Below are 17,430 nucleotides of genomic sequence, written 5' to 3'. Positions count from 1 at the left end.
ACTTCAATCTGATTGCTGGGCATTCAAAGGTTTTGGCCCCTCCCGCCCCTACAGATTTGTATCATTTTAGCTCTGATGATATTCTCTGTATTACTTAAAATCGGAAAAAAAAACTATCTATACTCTGTCTTAAGAGAGACATAAGTTAATCTAAAACATAGCCACAATCAGAAATAGAAGTCTTGAGGAAAGCGTTATGACAGCGACATTATCTGTACCCAGTTTTCTAGAGTCTTTGCTGGGAGAAGAGACAGAAGACCTCCTCAATTATAAAGCGAAAGTTTCTCAGGATTTGTTACATTTACCTGGGCCGGATTGGGTCGATCGCATTTTTGCCGGGACCGATCGCAATCCCCAAGTTCTCCGCAGTCTGCAACAATTGTATTCTACAGGTCGTCTTGCCAACACTGGTTATATTTCTATCTTGCCTGTAGACCAAGGAATTGAACACTCTGCTGGCGCTTCTTTTGCACCAAATCCAATTTATTTTGACCCAGAAAACATCATCAAATTAGCAATTGAAGGCGGATGTAATGCAGTTGCTACTACTCTCGGTGTTTTGGGGATGATGTCCCGTAAATATGCCCATAAAATCCCGTTCATTGTGAAAATAAATCACAACGAATTACTGACATTTCCCAATCAATTTGACCAAGTAATGTTTGCTTCCGTCGAACAAGCTTGGAATTTAGGGGCGGTAGCAGTGGGCGCAACAATTTACTTTGGTTCCGAACAATCAACCCGACAAATTCAAGAAGTAAGTAAAGCTTTTGCTCGTGCCCATGAATTAGGAATGGCGACAATTCTCTGGTGTTATTTGCGAAATAATGCCTTTAAACAGGATAAAGATTATCATCTTGCCGCAGATTTAACCGGACAAGCCAACCATTTAGGGGTGACAATTGAAGCCGATATTATTAAGCAGAAATTACCTGAATGTAATAACGGTTATCAAGCAGTGTCGCAAGCAATGGCGAAGACTTACGGGAAGACTGATAAACGAGTTTACACAGATTTAACTTCCGATCATCCGATCGATCTAACTCGCTATCAAGTGCTCAATTGTTATTGTGGCAGAGCAGGTTTAATTAATTCTGGTGGCGCTTCTAGTAAAAATGATTTTGCCGAAGCTGTTCGCACTGCAGTAATTAACAAACGTGCTGGTGGTTGTGGTTTAATTTCTGGTCGGAAAACATTTCAACGTCCTTTTGAGGAAGGTGTTAAATTGTTTCATGCAATTCAAGATGTTTATTTGTCGGAAGAGGTGACGATCGCGTAGAGGATATTTGAAAAGATGCCCCTGCGACTTTAGTCGCAGGCTATACAGACAAAACCGCCGACCCAGGTTAGAAGTCCGCGTAGGCGGACTTTGTTTGTATAGTTGCGGTTTTAACCGCCTTAACCGATCGCTATCTCCTATTTCCCCTGCTTTCAAACAAATTCATCTTTTTACCGGATCGGCTTAGAGAGACTCCGAATAACTATTTAAGGCATTTAATTTCATCAGAATTAAGTAGCCATCTGTAAAGTGAACCTCGGACTATTACTTTACTTAAAAGTGAAATTTCTATCGAGGTTTATCTTACCGAGATCTAAAAAATAAACCAGCAGCGATCGCAGATTTTCAGAAAAGTGCTAAACTCTGTTTGGAGCAAGGAAACTCTAGCTGCTACAAGGACGCGCAAAACTCGATCGCTCAATTCCAAAAACCTGACGTAGAAACACTAGTTCTTCCGTAATTGGTGCGATCGGTTTATTTAAAACGCAAGTTTCTAGTTATATTCCCTTTAAATTTTGGTGCAACTGAGGTGGATTTGGAACTCCCAATCCCCAATTCCTCACCCTCCTGTCAAACGAGGTTTTACGTATTTAGCAAAATTCTCTTTTCCTGATTCTAATTGTGGGGGAATGCCATTAGGATATTGTTGAGAAATCAGTTCTTTTAGACGTTCTACGCGGTTTTCTGGGTTAGGGTGAGTGCTTAAAAATTCTGGAGGTTGACCACCTTGACGAGTTGAGCCAAGTATTTGCATTAATTGGACAATTCCTTGGGGATTGTAACCAGCTTGGGTCATAAAACGAAAGCCTAAGCGATCGCTTTCCAACTCATCATCTCTACCATATCTTAAACTTACTAATTGATTCACAGCTTGAGCTAAAACTTGCGCTTGTCTAGCCCGTTGTTCGCTATCACTTGCTGCTACTCCCACCGCAGTAACTAAAGTTGCACCTAACTGTTGTTTCGCTAAATGTTCTGCACCATGACGTGCTACAACATGACCAACTTCATGTCCTAAAACCCCTGCAAGTTGCGCTTCGGAAGACAAACGACTTAACAAAGCAGCAGTAATAAAAACTTGTCCTCCTGGTAATGCAAAAGCGTTAATTGTTTTAGGATCTCGTAATAAATAAAATTCAAAAGGATAAGGAGATTTAGAAGCATCTGATTCTCTGACTACTTTTTCCCCTACCTGCTTGACATATTGTTGTAGCAAGCTGTTAGGATATAAACCACCATGTTTAGCTGCCATTTGTTGTCGTGCTTGTAAACCTAACGCAATTTCTTGACGTGGTGAAAGTTGAATGCGTTGATTTTCTCCAGTGATGGGGTTTTGTACTGTGCTAGTGCAATAGGTAATTAATCCAAATAGTGCGACTATAATTCCAATCCACAAACGATTTAATCCTCTCACCGCTTTTCTCCCAACCACTTGGACAGGAGAGGAGCTTATCACAATTTTATTCATAATTCATCTGTATAATGTTGGATAAAATATGTGTTAAAGATAGCTTTAATTTACGACAATACCAAGCTGCTTTAGAAGCTTATCAGCAAGCTTTGGCCTTCGCCCGCGATCCCAAAAATAGAGGATACTATTTAACACAAGAACATCTGATCCGTCAATTTGGGCAAGAAGAATATTTCCGGCGGTTGAGAATACCATATCAAAAGCCGGAGCGAGTGGCAATTCTTAACAGTATTAGCGCAATTTATGAAAAGTTAGGACAAAATCAAACGGCGCAGGAATATCGCCAGCAAGCTTTGGCATTGCAGAGGGAAATTAGCGATCGCGCCACTCTCCGCGATGTAGAATCTTGGTCATTACCCAAAGTAGATTTAATCGTACTGAGTGCTTGCGAAACTGGTGTAGGCGGAAAGTTAGGAAATGGAGAAGAAATCCTCGGTTTTGGTTTCCAAATGCAACGCACAGGCGCGAGAGCAGCAATAGCCTCACTTTGGCCCGTTTCAGACGGTGGCACGCAAGTTTTGATTAATGGGTTTTACAGCATCTTACAAAAAGGCAACATCTCCAAAGCCGAAGCCTTACGCCAAGCACAAATCGCCTTAATTACCGGAAATCATCGCGCCTTCGGTGAAGCACGAGGAATAGTCACTGCTCAGACCATTCCCCAAACACAAACCTCGAAGTTAAATCATCCCTACTACTGGGCACCGTTCATTTTAATTGGCAATGGGCTTTGAGGGACTGGGGAAATGGGGAGATAGGGAGATAGGGAGATGGGGGGATGGGGGGATGGGGAGAAATTTTACCCTTTAACCTTTACGCTTTACCCTTTAACCTTCTTTTCCTTCTGCCTTCTGCCCTCTGCCTTCTGCCTTTCCAATGCAAAAAGGTAAAAAGATCACAAATCAAAAGAGCGATCGTGAGTTAGTCTGAGAAACTAGAAAATTGCCGCAATGGAAACGATTAATCATGCAGTTGGCAGCACGAGTTAGTCAAGTTACGCCTTCGATCACGTTAGCTATTTCCGCCAAAGCTAAGGCAATGAAGGCTGAGGGAATAGATGTTTGTAGTTTCAGCGCTGGTGAACCAGATTTTGACACGCCAGAGCACATTAAAGCTGCTGCGAAGCAAGCTTTGGATGCTGGTAAGACGAAATATGGCCCGGAAGCAGGGGAACCTAAGCTCAGAGAAGCGATCGCAAATAAGCTAAAAACAGATAATGGATTAGATTACAAACCGGAGAATGTAATTGTTACTAATGGCGGTAAACATTCTCTGTTCAATTTGATGTTAGCTTTAATTGATCCAGGAGATGAAGTAATTATTCCCGCTCCCTATTGGTTAAGCTATCCTGAAATGGTGAAATTGGCAGGTGGTGTACCTGTAATTGTCCAAACTGATGGGAAAAACCAATATAAAATTACTCCAGAAGAACTGGGAGCCGCAATCACACCAAAAACAAAATTGTTTGTGTTGAATTCTCCTTCTAATCCTACAGGAGTTGTTTACACTCCCGCCGAAATTGAAGCGTTAGCAAAGGTGGTGGTAGAAAAAGATATTTACGTTGTTTCCGATGAGATTTACGAAAAAATCATTTACGATGATGCTCAACAAGTAAGCATTGGTGCTTTTGGGCCAGAAATTTTCCAACGCACATTTATTAGTAATGGTTTTGCCAAAGCTTACTCAATGACTGGTTGGCGAATTGGATATTTAGCAGGGCCATTAGAGGCGATTAAAGCTTGTAGTAAAGTACAAGGTCATAGTACTTCTAATGTTTGCACTTTTGCTCAATATGGTGCGATCGCAGCTTTAACCAGTCCCCAAGATTGTGTGGAAGAAATGCGCCAAGCTTTCGCCAAACGTCGTCAAGTAATGTTAGAAAGAGTCAGCACAATTTCTGGTTTAACTTGTCCCAAACCTGATGGTGCTTTCTATCTATTTATTGATGTCAGCAAAACCGGATTAGCGTCTTTAGAATTCTGCGATAAGTTCTTAGAATCTTACCAAGTTGCAGCGATTCCCGGTGTTGCTTTCGGTGCAGATGATTGCATTCGTTTATCTTACGCTACCGATTTAGATACGATTAATAAAGGCATGGATCGGTTGGATAAATTTGTGCGATCGCTAATTTAACTTCGGGGTTTTTAAACCGCAGATAAACGCAGATAAACGCAGATAAACGTTTATCTGTTTTTTTTATTTTAAAATAAAGGTACGTTGTTGCGCTTGGGCGCTATTCCCACTGAAGTGGGAACAACAAACTTATTTATAAAATTTGAGGAAACCATCATGTCTGTTCAGTTGCAAAAAAGGTTATTTACAGTTGATGAATATTATCGAATGGCTGAGGCTGGTATTTTAAGTGAAGATGACCGAGTAGAATTGATTGCAGGAGAAATTATTAAAATGTCGCCAATAGGTAGTCCTCATTCAGGTTGTGTAAAGCGCTTGAATAGGATTTTTTCAGTCAGGTTAGGCGATCGTGCTATATTATCTGTTCAAGATCCAGTAAGATTAAGTGAAAGAACGGAACCGCAACCTGATATCGCTTTGCTGATACCTCGTGCAGATTTTTACTCTCAAAGACATCCCCAACCACAGGAAGTTTTACTAATAATTGAAGTATCTGATACAACTATTGAATATGACAGAGAGGTGAAAAATCCTCTTTATGCAGCAGCGGGTATTGTGGAAGTTTGGATAGTAAGTTTAGCAGAAGAATTGATTGAAGTTTATCGTCAACCTTTGGCGAATAGTTATGCAGAAATTCGCCAATTTAGAAGAGGTGAAAATGTTTCGTCGTTGAGTTTTTCTGATGTGCTTTTAAGTGTGGATGAAGTATTGGGGTAACTGAAATAGGGAAAGTTAGACTATGATCCGAGAACTTCCCCCCTTGGTAAGGGGGGCTAGGGGGGATCTAGGTTTCAGGCAGAGAGTGCGTAAGTCCTATTATTGTTAAATACCAGGCAAATTATTGGGATCGATACCCTGCGATCGCAAATAAGCCATCAACCTTTCTTTTTCCTGACGTTCCTGTTCAGCCAGTTGGCGTTCCTGTTCAATTTTTTCTACTGCCCAAGGTAACAAATTACCATCTCTATCCCACCACCTTAACCAATACCCAGTTCTTCCTTCTTTTGTTCCTTGCCAAGTTCCTAAAAATAATCCCATTGCTTCAATCCAATGACGACCATTTTCATCTGGGTTTTGCAATTCATAACGCCGATTTTCTAACCCATAATATTCTAATAACCCGCCATCTGGAGCAAAGATAACGTAAATGGGAATTTGCAAAATCTGTTCGTAAAAAAACCATTTTCCAGGGGGATAGGTGCGTTTCACAGAATACTCAGTACCATCTTTATCTGATAAAAATTCAATGACTATGGCTGGTACTTCCCCTTCTAAATTGGGTGTATAACTTTTGCGTTCTGGTAAAACTTCTTTGACTGAAGCCACATATAACCAATCTGGTGCTTTAGCGACAAATTGCTCGTTTATTGTGGCACAAAGACCAAAGTTAGAAGCGATTAACATCTGTGGTTGAATGAAACCTATGAGTTCTAAACTTTCCCTTAAAGCACCTGCTAAAAGCGGTTGTCCGGTATTATCCACTGGTTCATCCTCTAACTGAAAATCTTCGGGTAAAGCTTCCCAAGAAATTACCATGCCTGGGGGTGATTTGGTTTGGTTGAGTAGGGTTGACATAAACGGTACTTTTAGTTAATTTTTGCCAGAGTTTCTGTCTTCAATGAAGAGTTATTGATAAGTTAGATTTATCACAATATTCGCTCCTTTAGCTTCATTACGATTGTAATGGGCAGAGCAATGTAAGCGTATGAACGTACATTCATAATCAAAATTGTTCTTTTAATTTGCTTAGAAGAATTTTTCAATAATTTGGTCAGACAAAATGCTTCGCTAACTATGCTCATAGCAAAACCTAAGCCCATAAATCCAACCACACCTAGCAGTTGCACGATGTTGATATAGAAGGGTACATCCCAATCAGGGAAAGGTTTCCCAGCGGTAACGTCTGGATTGATTGCCCCGACTGTAATTAATAAAAAGACACTGCAAAATAACCCACAGAACCAGATTATTCCCCAAGCGAATAAATTAAATATCCACCCCTCAATGGCTAGAGATAGATTTTGTGTGATTGGAAATGTCTGGGTGGAAAACAATAGCAATATACTGTACCCAATCCCTAATGGGAGCCAAGTTGCACCGTAGGGCAGCCCGGAAATACCAATGATAATGATTACACCCATCATCAAAGAGCAGAAATTAGCCAAAGCGGTATAAACAATTGCTTTACTCAATGACACAGCTTCTTTTTGAGAGAAGATGATAGCTTCCAATATCACAATGGCAATTAAGCTAAAGCCGTAGGTGACGATTCCTGTGATTAAGGGAATTTGCAATAACCCGATTGCCATCGGAGGCCAACTATTCGCCATTGCCGGACTACTGCTGCATAACCAAAATCCAAGGGCTAAAACAGCGATCTGAATTAAGGGGGACTGACACAATTTTTTATTTTCCATAATAGGAAAAATAATTAAATAATGATTAATTAGGGTTAATTGCTATCGAACACTTTTTGATCTTATATTAAAGGAGAAGATGCGATCGCATTACGTACAAGCTATGGGATAAGTACTACGCACAGGCTAAGCGTAAAGCGAATCGCATATCCTTGAGACAAAATAGCAAAAGTGTAATTTTGCATTGTCATTTTATTTATTCATTGGGCAATAATCAGAACAATTAATAGCTTGTGAAGTTAGAGCAATAGCAGGATTTACAGCACATCGCAAATAAGGATTGTTTGTAAAGTAACGACAATTTTTACAAGGAACTTGCTCCAAATTTTTCATTATGGAAATCTTATGTTTGGCGAACTTTAACAAATCCGTAGAGATAATCAGGTACATCAACCAAAAGGTAAAAAAAGTAGTGGGAATTATATATAATGAAGCAGCAGAAATATCGGGTAAGTTCGGTCTATTTACATAAGGTTCCGATTTAATCGATTGAATTGGTTTTACCTCAGTTATAGCTGACAGCATCGGTTCTGAAGTAGAAAAATTAAGGGAGCTTTCAATTGACATTTTGTTTACCTCTGTTACTAAAAGTTTACACAAAAATTTCCTTTAAGGATGATCCCAGGAATTATTTTATCCTACTCTTTTTTTGGAGAATGTTTAAACTGGGCACCTAGTAATGCCAAACTTAATCCAGTCTCCCCAAAAAATATTATTATTTTGAAACCCATTATCTGTTTAACAAAAATTTTGGCTCTTTTTCACCTGTCTTAAGGATTAAGTAAGAAGTGTAGATTTGTTGTTCTCCGAAGGAATTCTAATAATAATGACTTATTCATACACAGCAATTGGCAGCAATAGTTTAGTCTGCATATCACCAGGCATATCTAATTTTATAGATTTCCAAATATTACATCTATCTGCGGTTAAATTCAGGGCAGGTAATTAGTTTAATTGATAAACTTATCAAAACTGCCCCAGCTTTGCAACTATTTTGCTTAAGGAATTACTTCGCTCAAGCTATGTCAGTAGATTTTTGGCTGATTTAAACACTTAAATCCATTACCTGCAAGCGATCGCAGTTAATCGTATCTGCCAAAATTGTAGTTACTTTAGCGCTGGTATGAACTTCTAGCATACCTTGGAGCGGTGCTTCAAATAGCAAAGCTTCTCCGGGAAAAACCACTTTCTCAAAATACCAGTTAGGAACATTCCCTATTCGCAAAATTTGTAACTTGCTAGAGACATTTTTATAATGGCATAAAGAAAGTTCTATTGAACTAAAGTTATCTTCTGTGAAACTGGATGAACTAATCATGAAAAAACACCTGAATTAAAAAATCATCTTTTAAAGTATCTTCATAAAAAATTATACTATATAAACATAAGGATTTTATAAAAATTTAATTTTGCTAGATTATTATAATAGCAGCCCACTCTCTTAAATTGTTGCGTTGAGGGAATCAATGAATATGCAAGAAATTGTCAATAATGCGTTAACTTGGATCGATCAACTTGGCGCTTGGGGAGCGATCGCATTTATCCTAATATACAATCTCGCCACCATACTATTTATACCAGGTTCTCTCCTGACCTTGGGAGGAGGTGTCATTTTTGGTGTATTTTGGGGTTCAATCTATGTATTTATTTCCGCAACTATGGGAGCTACTTTTGCCTTTCTCATCGGCAGATATTTAACTCGTGATTGGGTAGCGAAAAAAATTGCCGATAATCCTAAATTTCAAGCTATTGATAATGCCGTTGCCAAAGAAGGTTTCAAAATAGTCTTACTAACTCGCCTTTCGCCAGTCTTTCCCTTCAACCTTTTAAACTATGCCTTGGGGATTACAAAAGTTTCCTTAACCGACTATATTCTAGGATCTATTGGTATGATACCAGGAACAATTATGTATGTTTATATTGGTTCCTTAGCAGGTAACATTGCCATGATTGGTGCCGGAAATATACCAACAAATTCTCAAGCAGAAACCGCTCAATGGATAATTCGGATAGTTGGTTTTATTGCCACAGTTGCCGTCACAATTTATATGACTCACATTGCCAAAAAAGCTCTCCAAGAGAGTGTTCAGTAAGGAGAAAATTCCATGTCTCAAACCGAAAAATTAACTCTTTCCCCAATGGATGTATATAATCAAAAATTAGTGTCTCAAGTACATCCCCAAAATTGGGTAAATCCTCAACCAGCAGAGCGTTATAACTTAGTTGTAATTGGTGCGGGAACAGCGGGATTAGTTGTTGCCGGAGGTGCCGGAGGTTTAGGCGCAAAAGTAGCTTTAATTGAGAAAAATTTAATGGGGGGAGACTGTTTAAATGTTGGTTGTGTACCTTCAAAAACCATAATTCGTTCTGCTCGCATTGTTGCTGATATTTCTCAGTCTCAACAATTTGGTGTGTACGTTCCTGATGGTACAGAAGTTGATTTTGCCGCAGTCATGGAACGGATGCGAAAAATCAGATCTGATATCAGTCATCATGATTCAGCAGAGCGGTTTAAAAATGAATTCGGGGTTGATGTTTTTTTGGGTGAAGGTCATTTTTCTGGCAACAATTCCATTGAAGTTGCTGGTCAAACTTTGCACTTTAAAAAAGCTGTAATTGCTACAGGTGCTAGAGCAACAAATCTCGATATTCCTGGGTTACAAGAAGCTGGCTATCTCACCAATGAAACTGTATTTAACCTGACTGAAAAACCGCAACGGTTAGCAGTAATTGGTGGGGGGCCAATTGGTTGTGAATTAGCACAAACTTTTCAACGTTTGGGTTGTCAAGTAATTTTGTTGCATAACAATGAACATATTCTCGATCGCGAAGACGCAGACGCAGCAGAAATTGTCCAAAAGGTATTTATCCAAGAAGGCATTAATTTAATTTTGAATTCAAAAGTTAATCGAGTAGAACAGCAGAATGGCGAAAAAGTTATTTACTACGAATCTCAAGGTAAAGAAAACTCTGTCACAGTCGATCAAATTCTGCTTGGTGTGGGGAGAAAACCAAATGTAGAAGGATTAAATTTAGAAACTGTTGGCGTTGAATATGATGACAAAAAAGGCGTTTTCGTTAATGATAACTTACAAACAACTAATCCTAACATTTACGCCGCAGGTGATATTTGCATGAAATGGAAATTTACTCATGCTGCTGATGCTGCTGCGAGAATAGTGATTCAAAATTCCCTGTTTTTAGGCACAAAGAAATTAAGCGCACTCACTATGCCTTGGTGTACTTATACAGATCCAGAAATTGCTCATGTGGGAATGTATGAATCAGAAGCAAAGGAACAAGGCATTAATGTAGACACATTTTTTATTCCTTTAAGTCAAGTCGATCGCGCAATTGCTGATGGAGAAGAAACCGGATTTGTAAAAATTCACGTCAAAAAAGGTAGCGATAAAATCTTAGGCGCAACCATTGTAGCGCGTCATGCCGGAGACATGATTAGCCAAATTACTTTAGCAATGGTTAACAATATTGGATTAGGAAAAATTGCTTCGGTAATTTATCCTTACCCCACTCAAGCGGAAGCAATTCGCAAAGCAGCAGACGCATATAATCGCACTCGTTTGACACCATTTGTCAAAAAATTATTTACTGCTTGGTTAGCTTGGGGTAGATCGTGAGGAATGATGTCCTTTTGATTACCCATAACTCAGATCTTGCAGCAAGGGAGGTAGAACCTCCCAGATCCTCGTTCCCTGGTTGAACCTGGGAACGAGGAACGAGGATCTGGGAACGAAAAAACCCTTGTGCTGCCGTTGCAGTGCTTAAGTCCTAACGACTTCCTGTTTTATCTGTCGATCGTACTCCACCATTTTAAGTAGGTAGATATAAATAAAGTGAAAACTCTCGTCAGGCAGGATGCCCACCCCACAAGAAAGCTGCAACTCTTGTGGGGTGGGCATCCTGCCTGCCCCATCCTTAAATAACTATTATCACTTGTATTTATTTACACCTACTTAATTGCCCATAAGACTTCCGCAGGTGAAACAAGTCTCAAAAGTGATCTTAGTCAATCATCCTGATTATCTAGGTCACGAAACAGCTTTAATTGAATCACTCATGTTGTTGATTTGCATCAAATAAAAATATGATTTATATCAAAGAAAAAACCGAAAAAAATCACAAATTTTACCGTTTTTTATCACTAATTTATCCCAGCAAAGGCGGCATTATTAAAAGTGTCAGCACCAGAGAAAACCAAAACAAAGGGGAAACAAATTATGCAACTAATTTATCGCGGTCATACCTACAATTACACTCCCGCTGCTCCTAAAGCTTATGTCAAACCTCGCGCTTTAAATTGGCGCTATCAAGTAGCAGGTGAAACTTATGAACCCACTTCAGAAAGTATTAAATATGTAAAACCTCGTGCTATTAACTGGCGCTATCAAATGTCTCTAGCAATCTAGTGCAATCAGACAGAAAACAACGGGCAGAAGGAAAGAAGACTAACAACAAAGCTTTTTTACTTGCTTTTAACTGTAATAGTTATTTCTGCCGCGCTAACCATGTAACTTTCGTTCTTCAATTGTATCAATAAATCATTCAAAAACAGCAAATGCTTTTTGGAGGAACCGCTATGCAATTCGTAAATCTGAGTGTTAGCTATTCTGATACATCTTTATTATTACAAAATAATACCCGGCTTTGTTATCGCGGTGCTAAATATTTCCCTACAATTTCATCACCCCAAAACAATATTCAACTTTCTTATCGAGGTAATAAATATTTCCCCGCAGGTTCTCCAGCGATCGAACCAGTAACAACCCAAAAGCTCACCTATCGTGGTACTACTTACTATCGTGGAGATGCAATTGGCACTTTAAATTAGTCGTTGCTAGGAATGACATGGTTTTGATGAGAGTGGCAGCGATCGCTCTGTTTCCAGAATTAGAGCGATCGTCTTTTTATAGAGTAGATAAATTCTTTACGCAAATTTCCTAACAGAGTGTATGCAATTGATTAACTAATTGCTACTCAGGTATTAGCTGAATAACGATCCTAATTTTGGTTATTCATGAATTCCTAATCTTTATTAATCGGTAACTCAATAGTAAAAGTTGCTCCTTTACCGGGAGTGCTGCTAGCGGTAATATTACCATTGTGTGCTTCGACAATTCGCTTGGCGATCGCTAAACCTAAACCTGTGCCATTACCGGAACGAGAGCGATCGGTTGTATAAAATTGTTCAAAAATATGTGGCATATCGCTTTCGTTAATACCTACTCCTTGGTCACTAATTTTTAGGATAACTTTGTTGTTTTCTATCTGTCCAATAATCGAAACTTCCGAGTTAGCCACTGAATACTTAATCGCATTATCTAAAATATTTAAAAAAGCTTGTAAAAGTCTTTCAGGATCGCCATTAACTTTCACATCAGGTACATCTAACTTAATTTCCACATTACCAGATTGCAATCGTAATTCTACTGCTCTAGCAGCACGTTCAACTAAAGACTTTAAGCGGAAATCTTTATTTTCTAGTTGAGTCACCCCTGCTTCTAATCTGCCTAAATCTAGCAAATCGTGAATTAATCGAGATAAACGTTTCACCTCTTCTTGTGCAGTGCTAATAAAGCGATCGCGTATTTCTGGTTCTTCATCTGCGCCACTTGCTAAAGCTTCCAAAGTCACAAAAACATTACTCACCGGAGTTCGCAATTCATGAGAAACATTAGCTAAAAAAGACCGTCTTTCACTATCCAGCGAAGCTAATCTTTCACTCATTCGATTTAATTCAGAAGCTAATTGTCCTAACTCATCATCTTGACGAATATTTAATTTATCACCAAAATTACCCCCACCCATTCGCACAGCAAAATTACACATTGATTGGATCGGTCTAGCAATGCTCCGAGTCAAACATTCACTGATAAAAGCACAGAGTAATACAGTAACAATTAATGTTATAAAAACTGACAAAATTAATCTTTGAAACTGACGCTGGAACTGCTCAAGAGTAATTGACATTCGCAACACACCTAATAACCGACCATTGCGAATTATAGGTTTAGCAATGTACAAGCGATCGTCATTAGATAAAAGACCTTTTGCTTTGCCTTGAACAGCTTTATTTTGCAGCGCTTCTTTAACTCCCGGAACCGCTAACCAATTAGTTATTCTTTTGTCAACATCAGGCGCAGAAGTTGTTAATAACCGACCTTTAGGATCAAAAATCCGTAGCGTAATTGAATCTGGTGCACCATAACGTTTTACAATTATGTCTACCCGTTCTACATTCTGTTTTTCTAATGAGTCAGCCACAGTTTCACTAAGAGCAGTTGTCCAGCCATCTAAATCAGATTGCCTGGTTTTCATAAAATAAGCTTGAAAAGAAAACAAAATGTAACTTGCTAAAACTGATGTACCTAAAGCAGTAAGTGCTAAATAAGTAGTAAATAACTTTGTGTGAATTGAATTCCATTTAATACGAATTAGCTATGCACCTCCTGGGTTTTGGGTACTGGGGACTGGGGATTGGGATTTCTTTAAAAAGTTAGTTTTGATTTCGATGAGGTTTTAAATTGCTTCGGTAGTATCTGCTTTTTTCTCATCTCTACGACGACGGAGAACAGCTTTAATTCTAGCTAACAATTCGCCAGTGCTAAATGGCTTGGTAATATAATCATCTGCACCTGCTTCTAAACCCCAAATTTTCTCAATATCTTGGTCTTTAGCTGTGAGCATAACTATCGGAACATCAGAAAATGCTCTGAGTCGCCAGCATACTTCCATACCATCTATTCCTGGCAACATTAAATCTAATAAAATAATATCTGGTACTTGTTTATGAAATTGTTTAAGCGCCGTCATTCCATCACCCGCAGTCGTCACCATGTAACCTTCTTTTTGTAAGGTGTACGTGAGACTTTCTCGCAAAGCTTCTTCATCATCAACTAATAAAATGTGTGGCATCCTCTATTATCTTGACGAAAGTACATCACTCTGCTAAGTAATTTAAATTGTTTCTGTAGCAGTTCACAAGTTATGGAAATCAATTTTAATTTCTATCTTTAAGCATAGAAATTAAAAACACTCAAAACTTCTATCTAAAGAATGAAATCTGCTATTCAGCTAACTTTATAAAGTTATTATTAAACTTTTTACTTTTAGAGGATATTTGACTGATAGATTGGTTAAATAATCAATACAGTGATGGTTCGGGACTTATTGCCTGACTTTGAAACGCTAACTATAAAAAAATAGGAAAGTAATTATGAGTGTTACAACTGAGCAAGTAAAAGCTGGGCAGGCTGTTTACACCAAGCAGACTCTCCCCATTTATGACTTCGTTGTGCTTGGTGTTTCCAGCCACTTTATTTGGAAGTGTCCGACTCAACAACTCTTAAACCACTATAACAACTATGTTACAGCGAATCATCTAGATGTTGGAGTAGGCACGGGTTACTTCCTGGATCGATGCCAGTTTCCTTCGCCCACACCGCGCATTGCATTAATGGATCTCAACTCCAATACATTGGAGTTTTCCTCCCAACGCATTGTCCGATACAAGCCCGACACTTATTGCCGAAATGTTTTAGAACCTATTTCCTTAGATGCAGAACAGTTCGATTCAGTGAGCATTAACTATCTGCTCCACTGCATTCCCGGCTCCATTGAGTCTAAGTCGGTAGTCTTCGATCATCTCAAAGCTTTGATGAACCCCAACGCAGTTCTTTTTGGTTCAACTCTATTACAGGGCGGTGTTCGGCGGAATTGGTTGGCGAAGCGTCTGATGGATGTATACAACAAAAAAGGGATTTTTTCAAACCAAAGTGACGACCTTGAGGGCTTAAAGCGATCGCTTAAGCAGCGGTTTAGAGATGTCTTTGTTGAAGTAGTGGGCTGTGCCGCACTGTTTTCAGGTCGAGTATGAAGCCCAAAAAATTGTTCCCATATTCCGCATATCAATTTGTAGTAACTAGAAGCGAAAAAATCCCCAACTAAAATCTCCGATTTAGTTGGGGTGCGTTCCAAACCGAATTTCCCAAGGAAACTCGGTTTTTAAAGATATTAAAATTTACCTAGTGCAGCGTGGCAGAAATAGCTATAGATTTCATTTAAAAACAAGTGAAAAAGCTTTGAGTTAGCCTTCTTTGCTTTTGCCTTCTGCCTTCTTACACTAGTCAATGCTAGGCATGGACAAAGCTCGATCGACAGATTTAACTTTACCGAGTAATTCGTGTAAATCTTCACCTTCAATCACTTCTGTATCCAAAAGTTTCATCGAGATAGTTTCGAGCAAATCGCGATTTTCCTTGAGAATATGTAAAGCTTGCTGGTGGGCAGATTCTACGATGTCTTTGACTTCTTGATCGATCGCCTGAGCAGTTTCATCAGAAACCATGCGTCGAGGATTCATCATATCAGCATTCCCCAGGAACGATTGCTGATTTTTGTCGTAAGCCAAAGGCCCTAAAACCTTGCTCATGCCGTAGGATGTGACCATGCGTTCGGCTAAATCTGTTGCCCGTTGTAAATCATTGGAAGCGCCAGTGGTAATGCTGCCAAAAATGATTTCTTCAGCGGCGCGTCCACCCAAGAGGGTCGCAATTTCGCCCCGCAGTTCGGCTTCATCCATTAAAAAGCGGTCTTCTGTGGGCAGTTTGAGAGTGTAACCCAAAGCTGCCATACCACGAGGGACGATCGAGATTTTCTCAACCTTACCGCTACCAGGCATTAGATAACCGACTAAAGCGTGACCAACTTCGTGATAAGCGACAATTTTCTTTTCCTTATCGTTGAGGACACGGCTTTTCTTTTCTAAACCTGCAACCACCCGTTCGATCGCTTCATTAAAATCCTCTTGCGCCACAGCGTCCCGTTTATTTCGCGCCGCTAACAAAGCCGCTTCATTGACTAAGTTTGCCAAATCTGCGCCAGCAAAACCGGGGGTACGAGTGGCGATCGCCTTCAAGTTAACATCAGGCCCTAATTTTACCTTTTGGGCGTGGATATTAAGGATTTCTTGCCGACCGGACAAGTCAGGACGATCGACTAAAACTTGACGATCGAAACGTCCCGGACGTAACAAAGCTGGGTCTAAACTTTCTGGGCGGTTAGTCGCAGCCAAAACAATTACCGTTGCGTCACCTGCGGCAAAACCGTCCATTTCGGTAAGTAACTGGTTAAGAGTTTGTTCCCGTTCATCGTTACCGCCGTAGAAACCGCCACTGCTGCGAGATTTTCCGATCGCATCCAACTCATCAATAAAGATGATACAGGGAGCTTGCTTTTTCGCTTGTTCAAATAAATCTCTTACCCTTGCCGAACCTACACCGACAAACAGTTCCACGAACTCGGAACCAGAAATGCTAAAGAATGGTACGCCTGCTTCGCCAGCCACAGCTTTAGCTAATAAAGTTTTACCCGTTCCCGGAGGCCCTACTAAGAGCACGCCTCTGGGAATTCTTGCCCCAATTTGGCGAAAACGACCGGGATTTTTTAGGAAATCGACAATTTCGACTAACTCAGTCTTAGCTTCTTCTACACCAGCGACATCAGCAAAAGTGATTTTAGCTGACTCGCCTTCCACATAGACTTTAGCTTTACTCTTACCGATCGAAAGCGCACCTTGAGGCCCACCACCACGACTAATGAAAAACTGCCAAATCGCAACAAAAATTAGTGGAGGTATCACCCACCCTAACAGACTAGTAAACCAGCCATTCTTCGGTGGAGGGGCAGCAGCAAACTCAACCCCTTTTTCCTCCAACCGTTTTGGCAATTCTAAGTCAAAAATGGGAGTCGTCTGTAAAACTAAAACTTGTCCTGGCTGATCGGCTTCCGGTTTCAGCTGATAGCGAATTTCGTCTTGTCCAACAGAAACTCGCGCCACTTTCCCATCTTGCACTTGATCGATAAACAAGCTATAAGGTACTCGTGGCACTGAAGGGCTAAACAAATTCGGTAAGAACAAGTTCACCAGTAGGAATATGCCAGAAATTAGCAATAAAATATTCCCTATCTGGCGAGAACGAGGAGGTTGAGGCTGGTCTTTAATTGCCATTAATCTTGATACTCCTTTGATGCGAACTGTCGCATAACCTAATGTTTAGCAGCCAGCTACTCAAATTGAGTTAACGTGACTCAACTCTGGGGCTAATGCCCTG

The 17,430-nt window shown here is 39.8% G+C and carries 16 protein-coding genes and 1 pseudogene; 9 read left to right on the top strand and 8 right to left on the bottom strand.

Annotation, left to right across the window (positions count from 1 at the left end; genetic code table 11):
• Positions 1-196 precede the first annotated feature (196 nt).
• The gene (locus ACE1CI_RS27400) at positions 197-1,279 is read left to right on the top strand and encodes a class I fructose-bisphosphate aldolase (protein ID WP_413265351.1); all 1,083 of its coding nucleotides are present in this window, start codon (positions 197-199) and stop codon (positions 1,277-1,279) included.
• A 559-nt stretch (positions 1,280-1,838) separates the two neighbouring features.
• Here ACE1CI_RS27400 and ACE1CI_RS27395 read toward each other — a convergent pair.
• A complete protein-coding gene (locus tag ACE1CI_RS27395) occupies positions 1,839-2,747 on the bottom strand; it encodes a M48 family metalloprotease (RefSeq protein ID WP_413265350.1) in 909 nt (302 codons plus the stop codon).
• Between the two features lie 320 nt (positions 2,748-3,067).
• Between ACE1CI_RS27395 and ACE1CI_RS27390 the strand changes: the two are divergent.
• The 3 genes and pseudogenes from ACE1CI_RS27390 to ACE1CI_RS27380 form a co-directional block, all read left to right on the top strand.
• Positions 3,068-3,484: pseudogene (locus ACE1CI_RS27390) on the top strand (CHAT domain-containing protein); the annotation flags it as partial.
• 232 nt (positions 3,485-3,716) lie between these two features.
• Positions 3,717-4,883 (top strand): pyridoxal phosphate-dependent aminotransferase, encoded by a 1,167-nt coding sequence (locus tag ACE1CI_RS27385; RefSeq protein WP_413265348.1) that lies wholly within the window; start codon positions 3,717-3,719, stop codon positions 4,881-4,883.
• Between the two features lie 156 nt (positions 4,884-5,039).
• The gene (locus ACE1CI_RS27380; protein ID WP_413265347.1) at positions 5,040-5,600 is read left to right on the top strand and encodes a Uma2 family endonuclease; all 561 of its coding nucleotides are present in this window, start codon (positions 5,040-5,042) and stop codon (positions 5,598-5,600) included.
• Positions 5,601-5,705: 105 nt separating this feature from the next.
• Here the strand turns inward: ACE1CI_RS27380 and ACE1CI_RS27375 are convergent, their stop codons facing one another.
• From ACE1CI_RS27375 to ACE1CI_RS27360, 4 genes are all read right to left on the bottom strand, one after another.
• The gene (locus ACE1CI_RS27375; protein WP_413265346.1) at positions 5,706-6,458 is read right to left on the bottom strand and encodes a Uma2 family endonuclease; all 753 of its coding nucleotides are present in this window, start codon (positions 6,456-6,458) and stop codon (positions 5,706-5,708) included.
• A 71-nt stretch (positions 6,459-6,529) separates the two neighbouring features.
• Positions 6,530-7,300 (bottom strand): hypothetical protein, encoded by a 771-nt coding sequence (locus ACE1CI_RS27370; RefSeq protein WP_496615863.1) that lies wholly within the window; start codon positions 7,298-7,300, stop codon positions 6,530-6,532.
• 192 nt (positions 7,301-7,492) lie between these two features.
• On the bottom strand, positions 7,493-7,867 hold the full coding sequence (locus ACE1CI_RS27365; RefSeq protein ID WP_413265344.1) for a hypothetical protein: 375 nt from the start codon (positions 7,865-7,867) through the stop codon (positions 7,493-7,495).
• Positions 7,868-8,345: 478 nt separating this feature from the next.
• Positions 8,346-8,618: a DUF1830 domain-containing protein gene (locus ACE1CI_RS27360; protein WP_413265343.1), complete on the bottom strand. Its 273-nt coding sequence runs from the start codon at positions 8,616-8,618 to the stop codon at positions 8,346-8,348.
• Positions 8,619-8,745: 127 nt separating this feature from the next.
• Between ACE1CI_RS27360 and ACE1CI_RS27355 the strand changes: the two genes are divergently transcribed.
• From ACE1CI_RS27355 to ACE1CI_RS27340, 4 genes are all read left to right on the top strand, one after another.
• Positions 8,746-9,393: a TVP38/TMEM64 family protein gene (locus tag ACE1CI_RS27355; RefSeq protein WP_459564082.1), complete on the top strand. Its 648-nt coding sequence runs from the start codon at positions 8,746-8,748 to the stop codon at positions 9,391-9,393.
• 12 nt (positions 9,394-9,405) lie between these two features.
• Positions 9,406-10,938 (top strand): mercuric reductase, encoded by a 1,533-nt coding sequence (locus ACE1CI_RS27350; protein WP_413265341.1) that lies wholly within the window; start codon positions 9,406-9,408, stop codon positions 10,936-10,938.
• A gap of 600 nt (positions 10,939-11,538) precedes the next feature.
• Positions 11,539-11,727, top strand: coding sequence for a hypothetical protein (locus ACE1CI_RS27345; protein ID WP_413265816.1), 189 nt, complete (start codon positions 11,539-11,541; stop codon positions 11,725-11,727).
• Between the two features lie 170 nt (positions 11,728-11,897).
• Complete coding sequence (locus tag ACE1CI_RS27340) at positions 11,898-12,149, top strand: hypothetical protein (RefSeq protein ID WP_413265817.1); 252 nt, start codon at positions 11,898-11,900, stop codon at positions 12,147-12,149.
• Between the two features lie 194 nt (positions 12,150-12,343).
• Here ACE1CI_RS27340 and ACE1CI_RS27335 read toward each other — a convergent pair whose 3' ends face one another.
• Both ACE1CI_RS27335 and ACE1CI_RS27330 read right to left on the bottom strand, forming a co-directional pair.
• Positions 12,344-13,636 carry an ATP-binding protein gene (locus tag ACE1CI_RS27335; RefSeq protein WP_496615862.1) on the bottom strand — a complete coding sequence of 431 codons (1,293 nt, stop codon included), beginning with the start codon at positions 13,634-13,636 and terminating at the stop codon, positions 12,344-12,346.
• A 201-nt stretch (positions 13,637-13,837) separates the two neighbouring features.
• Complete coding sequence (locus ACE1CI_RS27330; RefSeq protein WP_413265819.1) at positions 13,838-14,233, bottom strand: response regulator transcription factor; 396 nt, start codon at positions 14,231-14,233, stop codon at positions 13,838-13,840.
• Between the two features lie 301 nt (positions 14,234-14,534).
• On the opposite strand from ACE1CI_RS27330, the gene ACE1CI_RS27325 reads away from it, so the two are divergent.
• Positions 14,535-15,194, top strand: coding sequence for a class I SAM-dependent methyltransferase (locus ACE1CI_RS27325; protein ID WP_413265820.1), 660 nt, complete (start codon positions 14,535-14,537; stop codon positions 15,192-15,194).
• A 246-nt stretch (positions 15,195-15,440) separates the two neighbouring features.
• Here the strand turns inward: ACE1CI_RS27325 and ftsH4 are convergent, their stop codons facing one another.
• The gene (ftsH4, locus tag ACE1CI_RS27320; RefSeq protein WP_413265821.1) at positions 15,441-17,327 is read right to left on the bottom strand and encodes an ATP-dependent zinc metalloprotease FtsH4; all 1,887 of its coding nucleotides are present in this window, start codon (positions 17,325-17,327) and stop codon (positions 15,441-15,443) included.
• Between the last annotated feature and the right edge of the window lie 103 nt (positions 17,328-17,430).

The organism is Floridaenema flaviceps BLCC-F50 (assembly GCF_041929275.2).
GTDB classification, from domain to species: Bacteria; Cyanobacteriota; Cyanobacteriia; order Cyanobacteriales; family Aerosakkonemataceae; genus Floridanema; species Floridanema flaviceps.
Note: the sequence above shows the minus strand (reverse complement) of the source record. Positions and strands in the feature narration are given on the sequence as shown.

Excerpts from the sequence above, each read along its gene's own strand:
- ACE1CI_RS27365 (WP_413265344.1), bottom strand. The coding sequence starts at position 7,867 with ATGTCAATTGAAAGCTCCCTTAATTTTTCTACTTCAGAACCGATGCTG.
- ACE1CI_RS27335 (WP_496615862.1), bottom strand. The coding sequence starts at position 13,636 with ATGAAAACCAGGCAATCTGATTTAGATGGCTGGACAACTGCTCTTAGT.
- ACE1CI_RS27345 (WP_413265816.1), top strand. The coding sequence starts at position 11,539 with ATGCAACTAATTTATCGCGGTCATACCTACAATTACACTCCCGCTGCT.
- ACE1CI_RS27340 (WP_413265817.1), top strand. The coding sequence starts at position 11,898 with ATGCAATTCGTAAATCTGAGTGTTAGCTATTCTGATACATCTTTATTA.
- ACE1CI_RS27395 (WP_413265350.1), bottom strand. The coding sequence starts at position 2,747 with ATGAATAAAATTGTGATAAGCTCCTCTCCTGTCCAAGTGGTTGGGAGA.
- ACE1CI_RS27370 (WP_496615863.1), bottom strand. The coding sequence starts at position 7,300 with ATGGAAAATAAAAAATTGTGTCAGTCCCCCTTAATTCAGATCGCTGTT.
- ACE1CI_RS27325 (WP_413265820.1), top strand. The coding sequence starts at position 14,535 with ATGAGTGTTACAACTGAGCAAGTAAAAGCTGGGCAGGCTGTTTACACC.
- ACE1CI_RS27375 (WP_413265346.1), bottom strand. The coding sequence starts at position 6,458 with ATGTCAACCCTACTCAACCAAACCAAATCACCCCCAGGCATGGTAATT.
- ACE1CI_RS27380 (WP_413265347.1), top strand. The coding sequence starts at position 5,040 with ATGTCTGTTCAGTTGCAAAAAAGGTTATTTACAGTTGATGAATATTAT.
- ACE1CI_RS27350 (WP_413265341.1), top strand. The coding sequence starts at position 9,406 with ATGTCTCAAACCGAAAAATTAACTCTTTCCCCAATGGATGTATATAAT.
- ACE1CI_RS27360 (WP_413265343.1), bottom strand. The coding sequence starts at position 8,618 with ATGATTAGTTCATCCAGTTTCACAGAAGATAACTTTAGTTCAATAGAA.
- ACE1CI_RS27385 (WP_413265348.1), top strand. The coding sequence starts at position 3,717 with ATGCAGTTGGCAGCACGAGTTAGTCAAGTTACGCCTTCGATCACGTTA.
- ACE1CI_RS27400 (WP_413265351.1), top strand. The coding sequence starts at position 197 with ATGACAGCGACATTATCTGTACCCAGTTTTCTAGAGTCTTTGCTGGGA.
- ACE1CI_RS27330 (WP_413265819.1), bottom strand. The coding sequence starts at position 14,233 with ATGCCACACATTTTATTAGTTGATGATGAAGAAGCTTTGCGAGAAAGT.
- ftsH4 (WP_413265821.1), bottom strand. The coding sequence starts at position 17,327 with ATGGCAATTAAAGACCAGCCTCAACCTCCTCGTTCTCGCCAGATAGGG.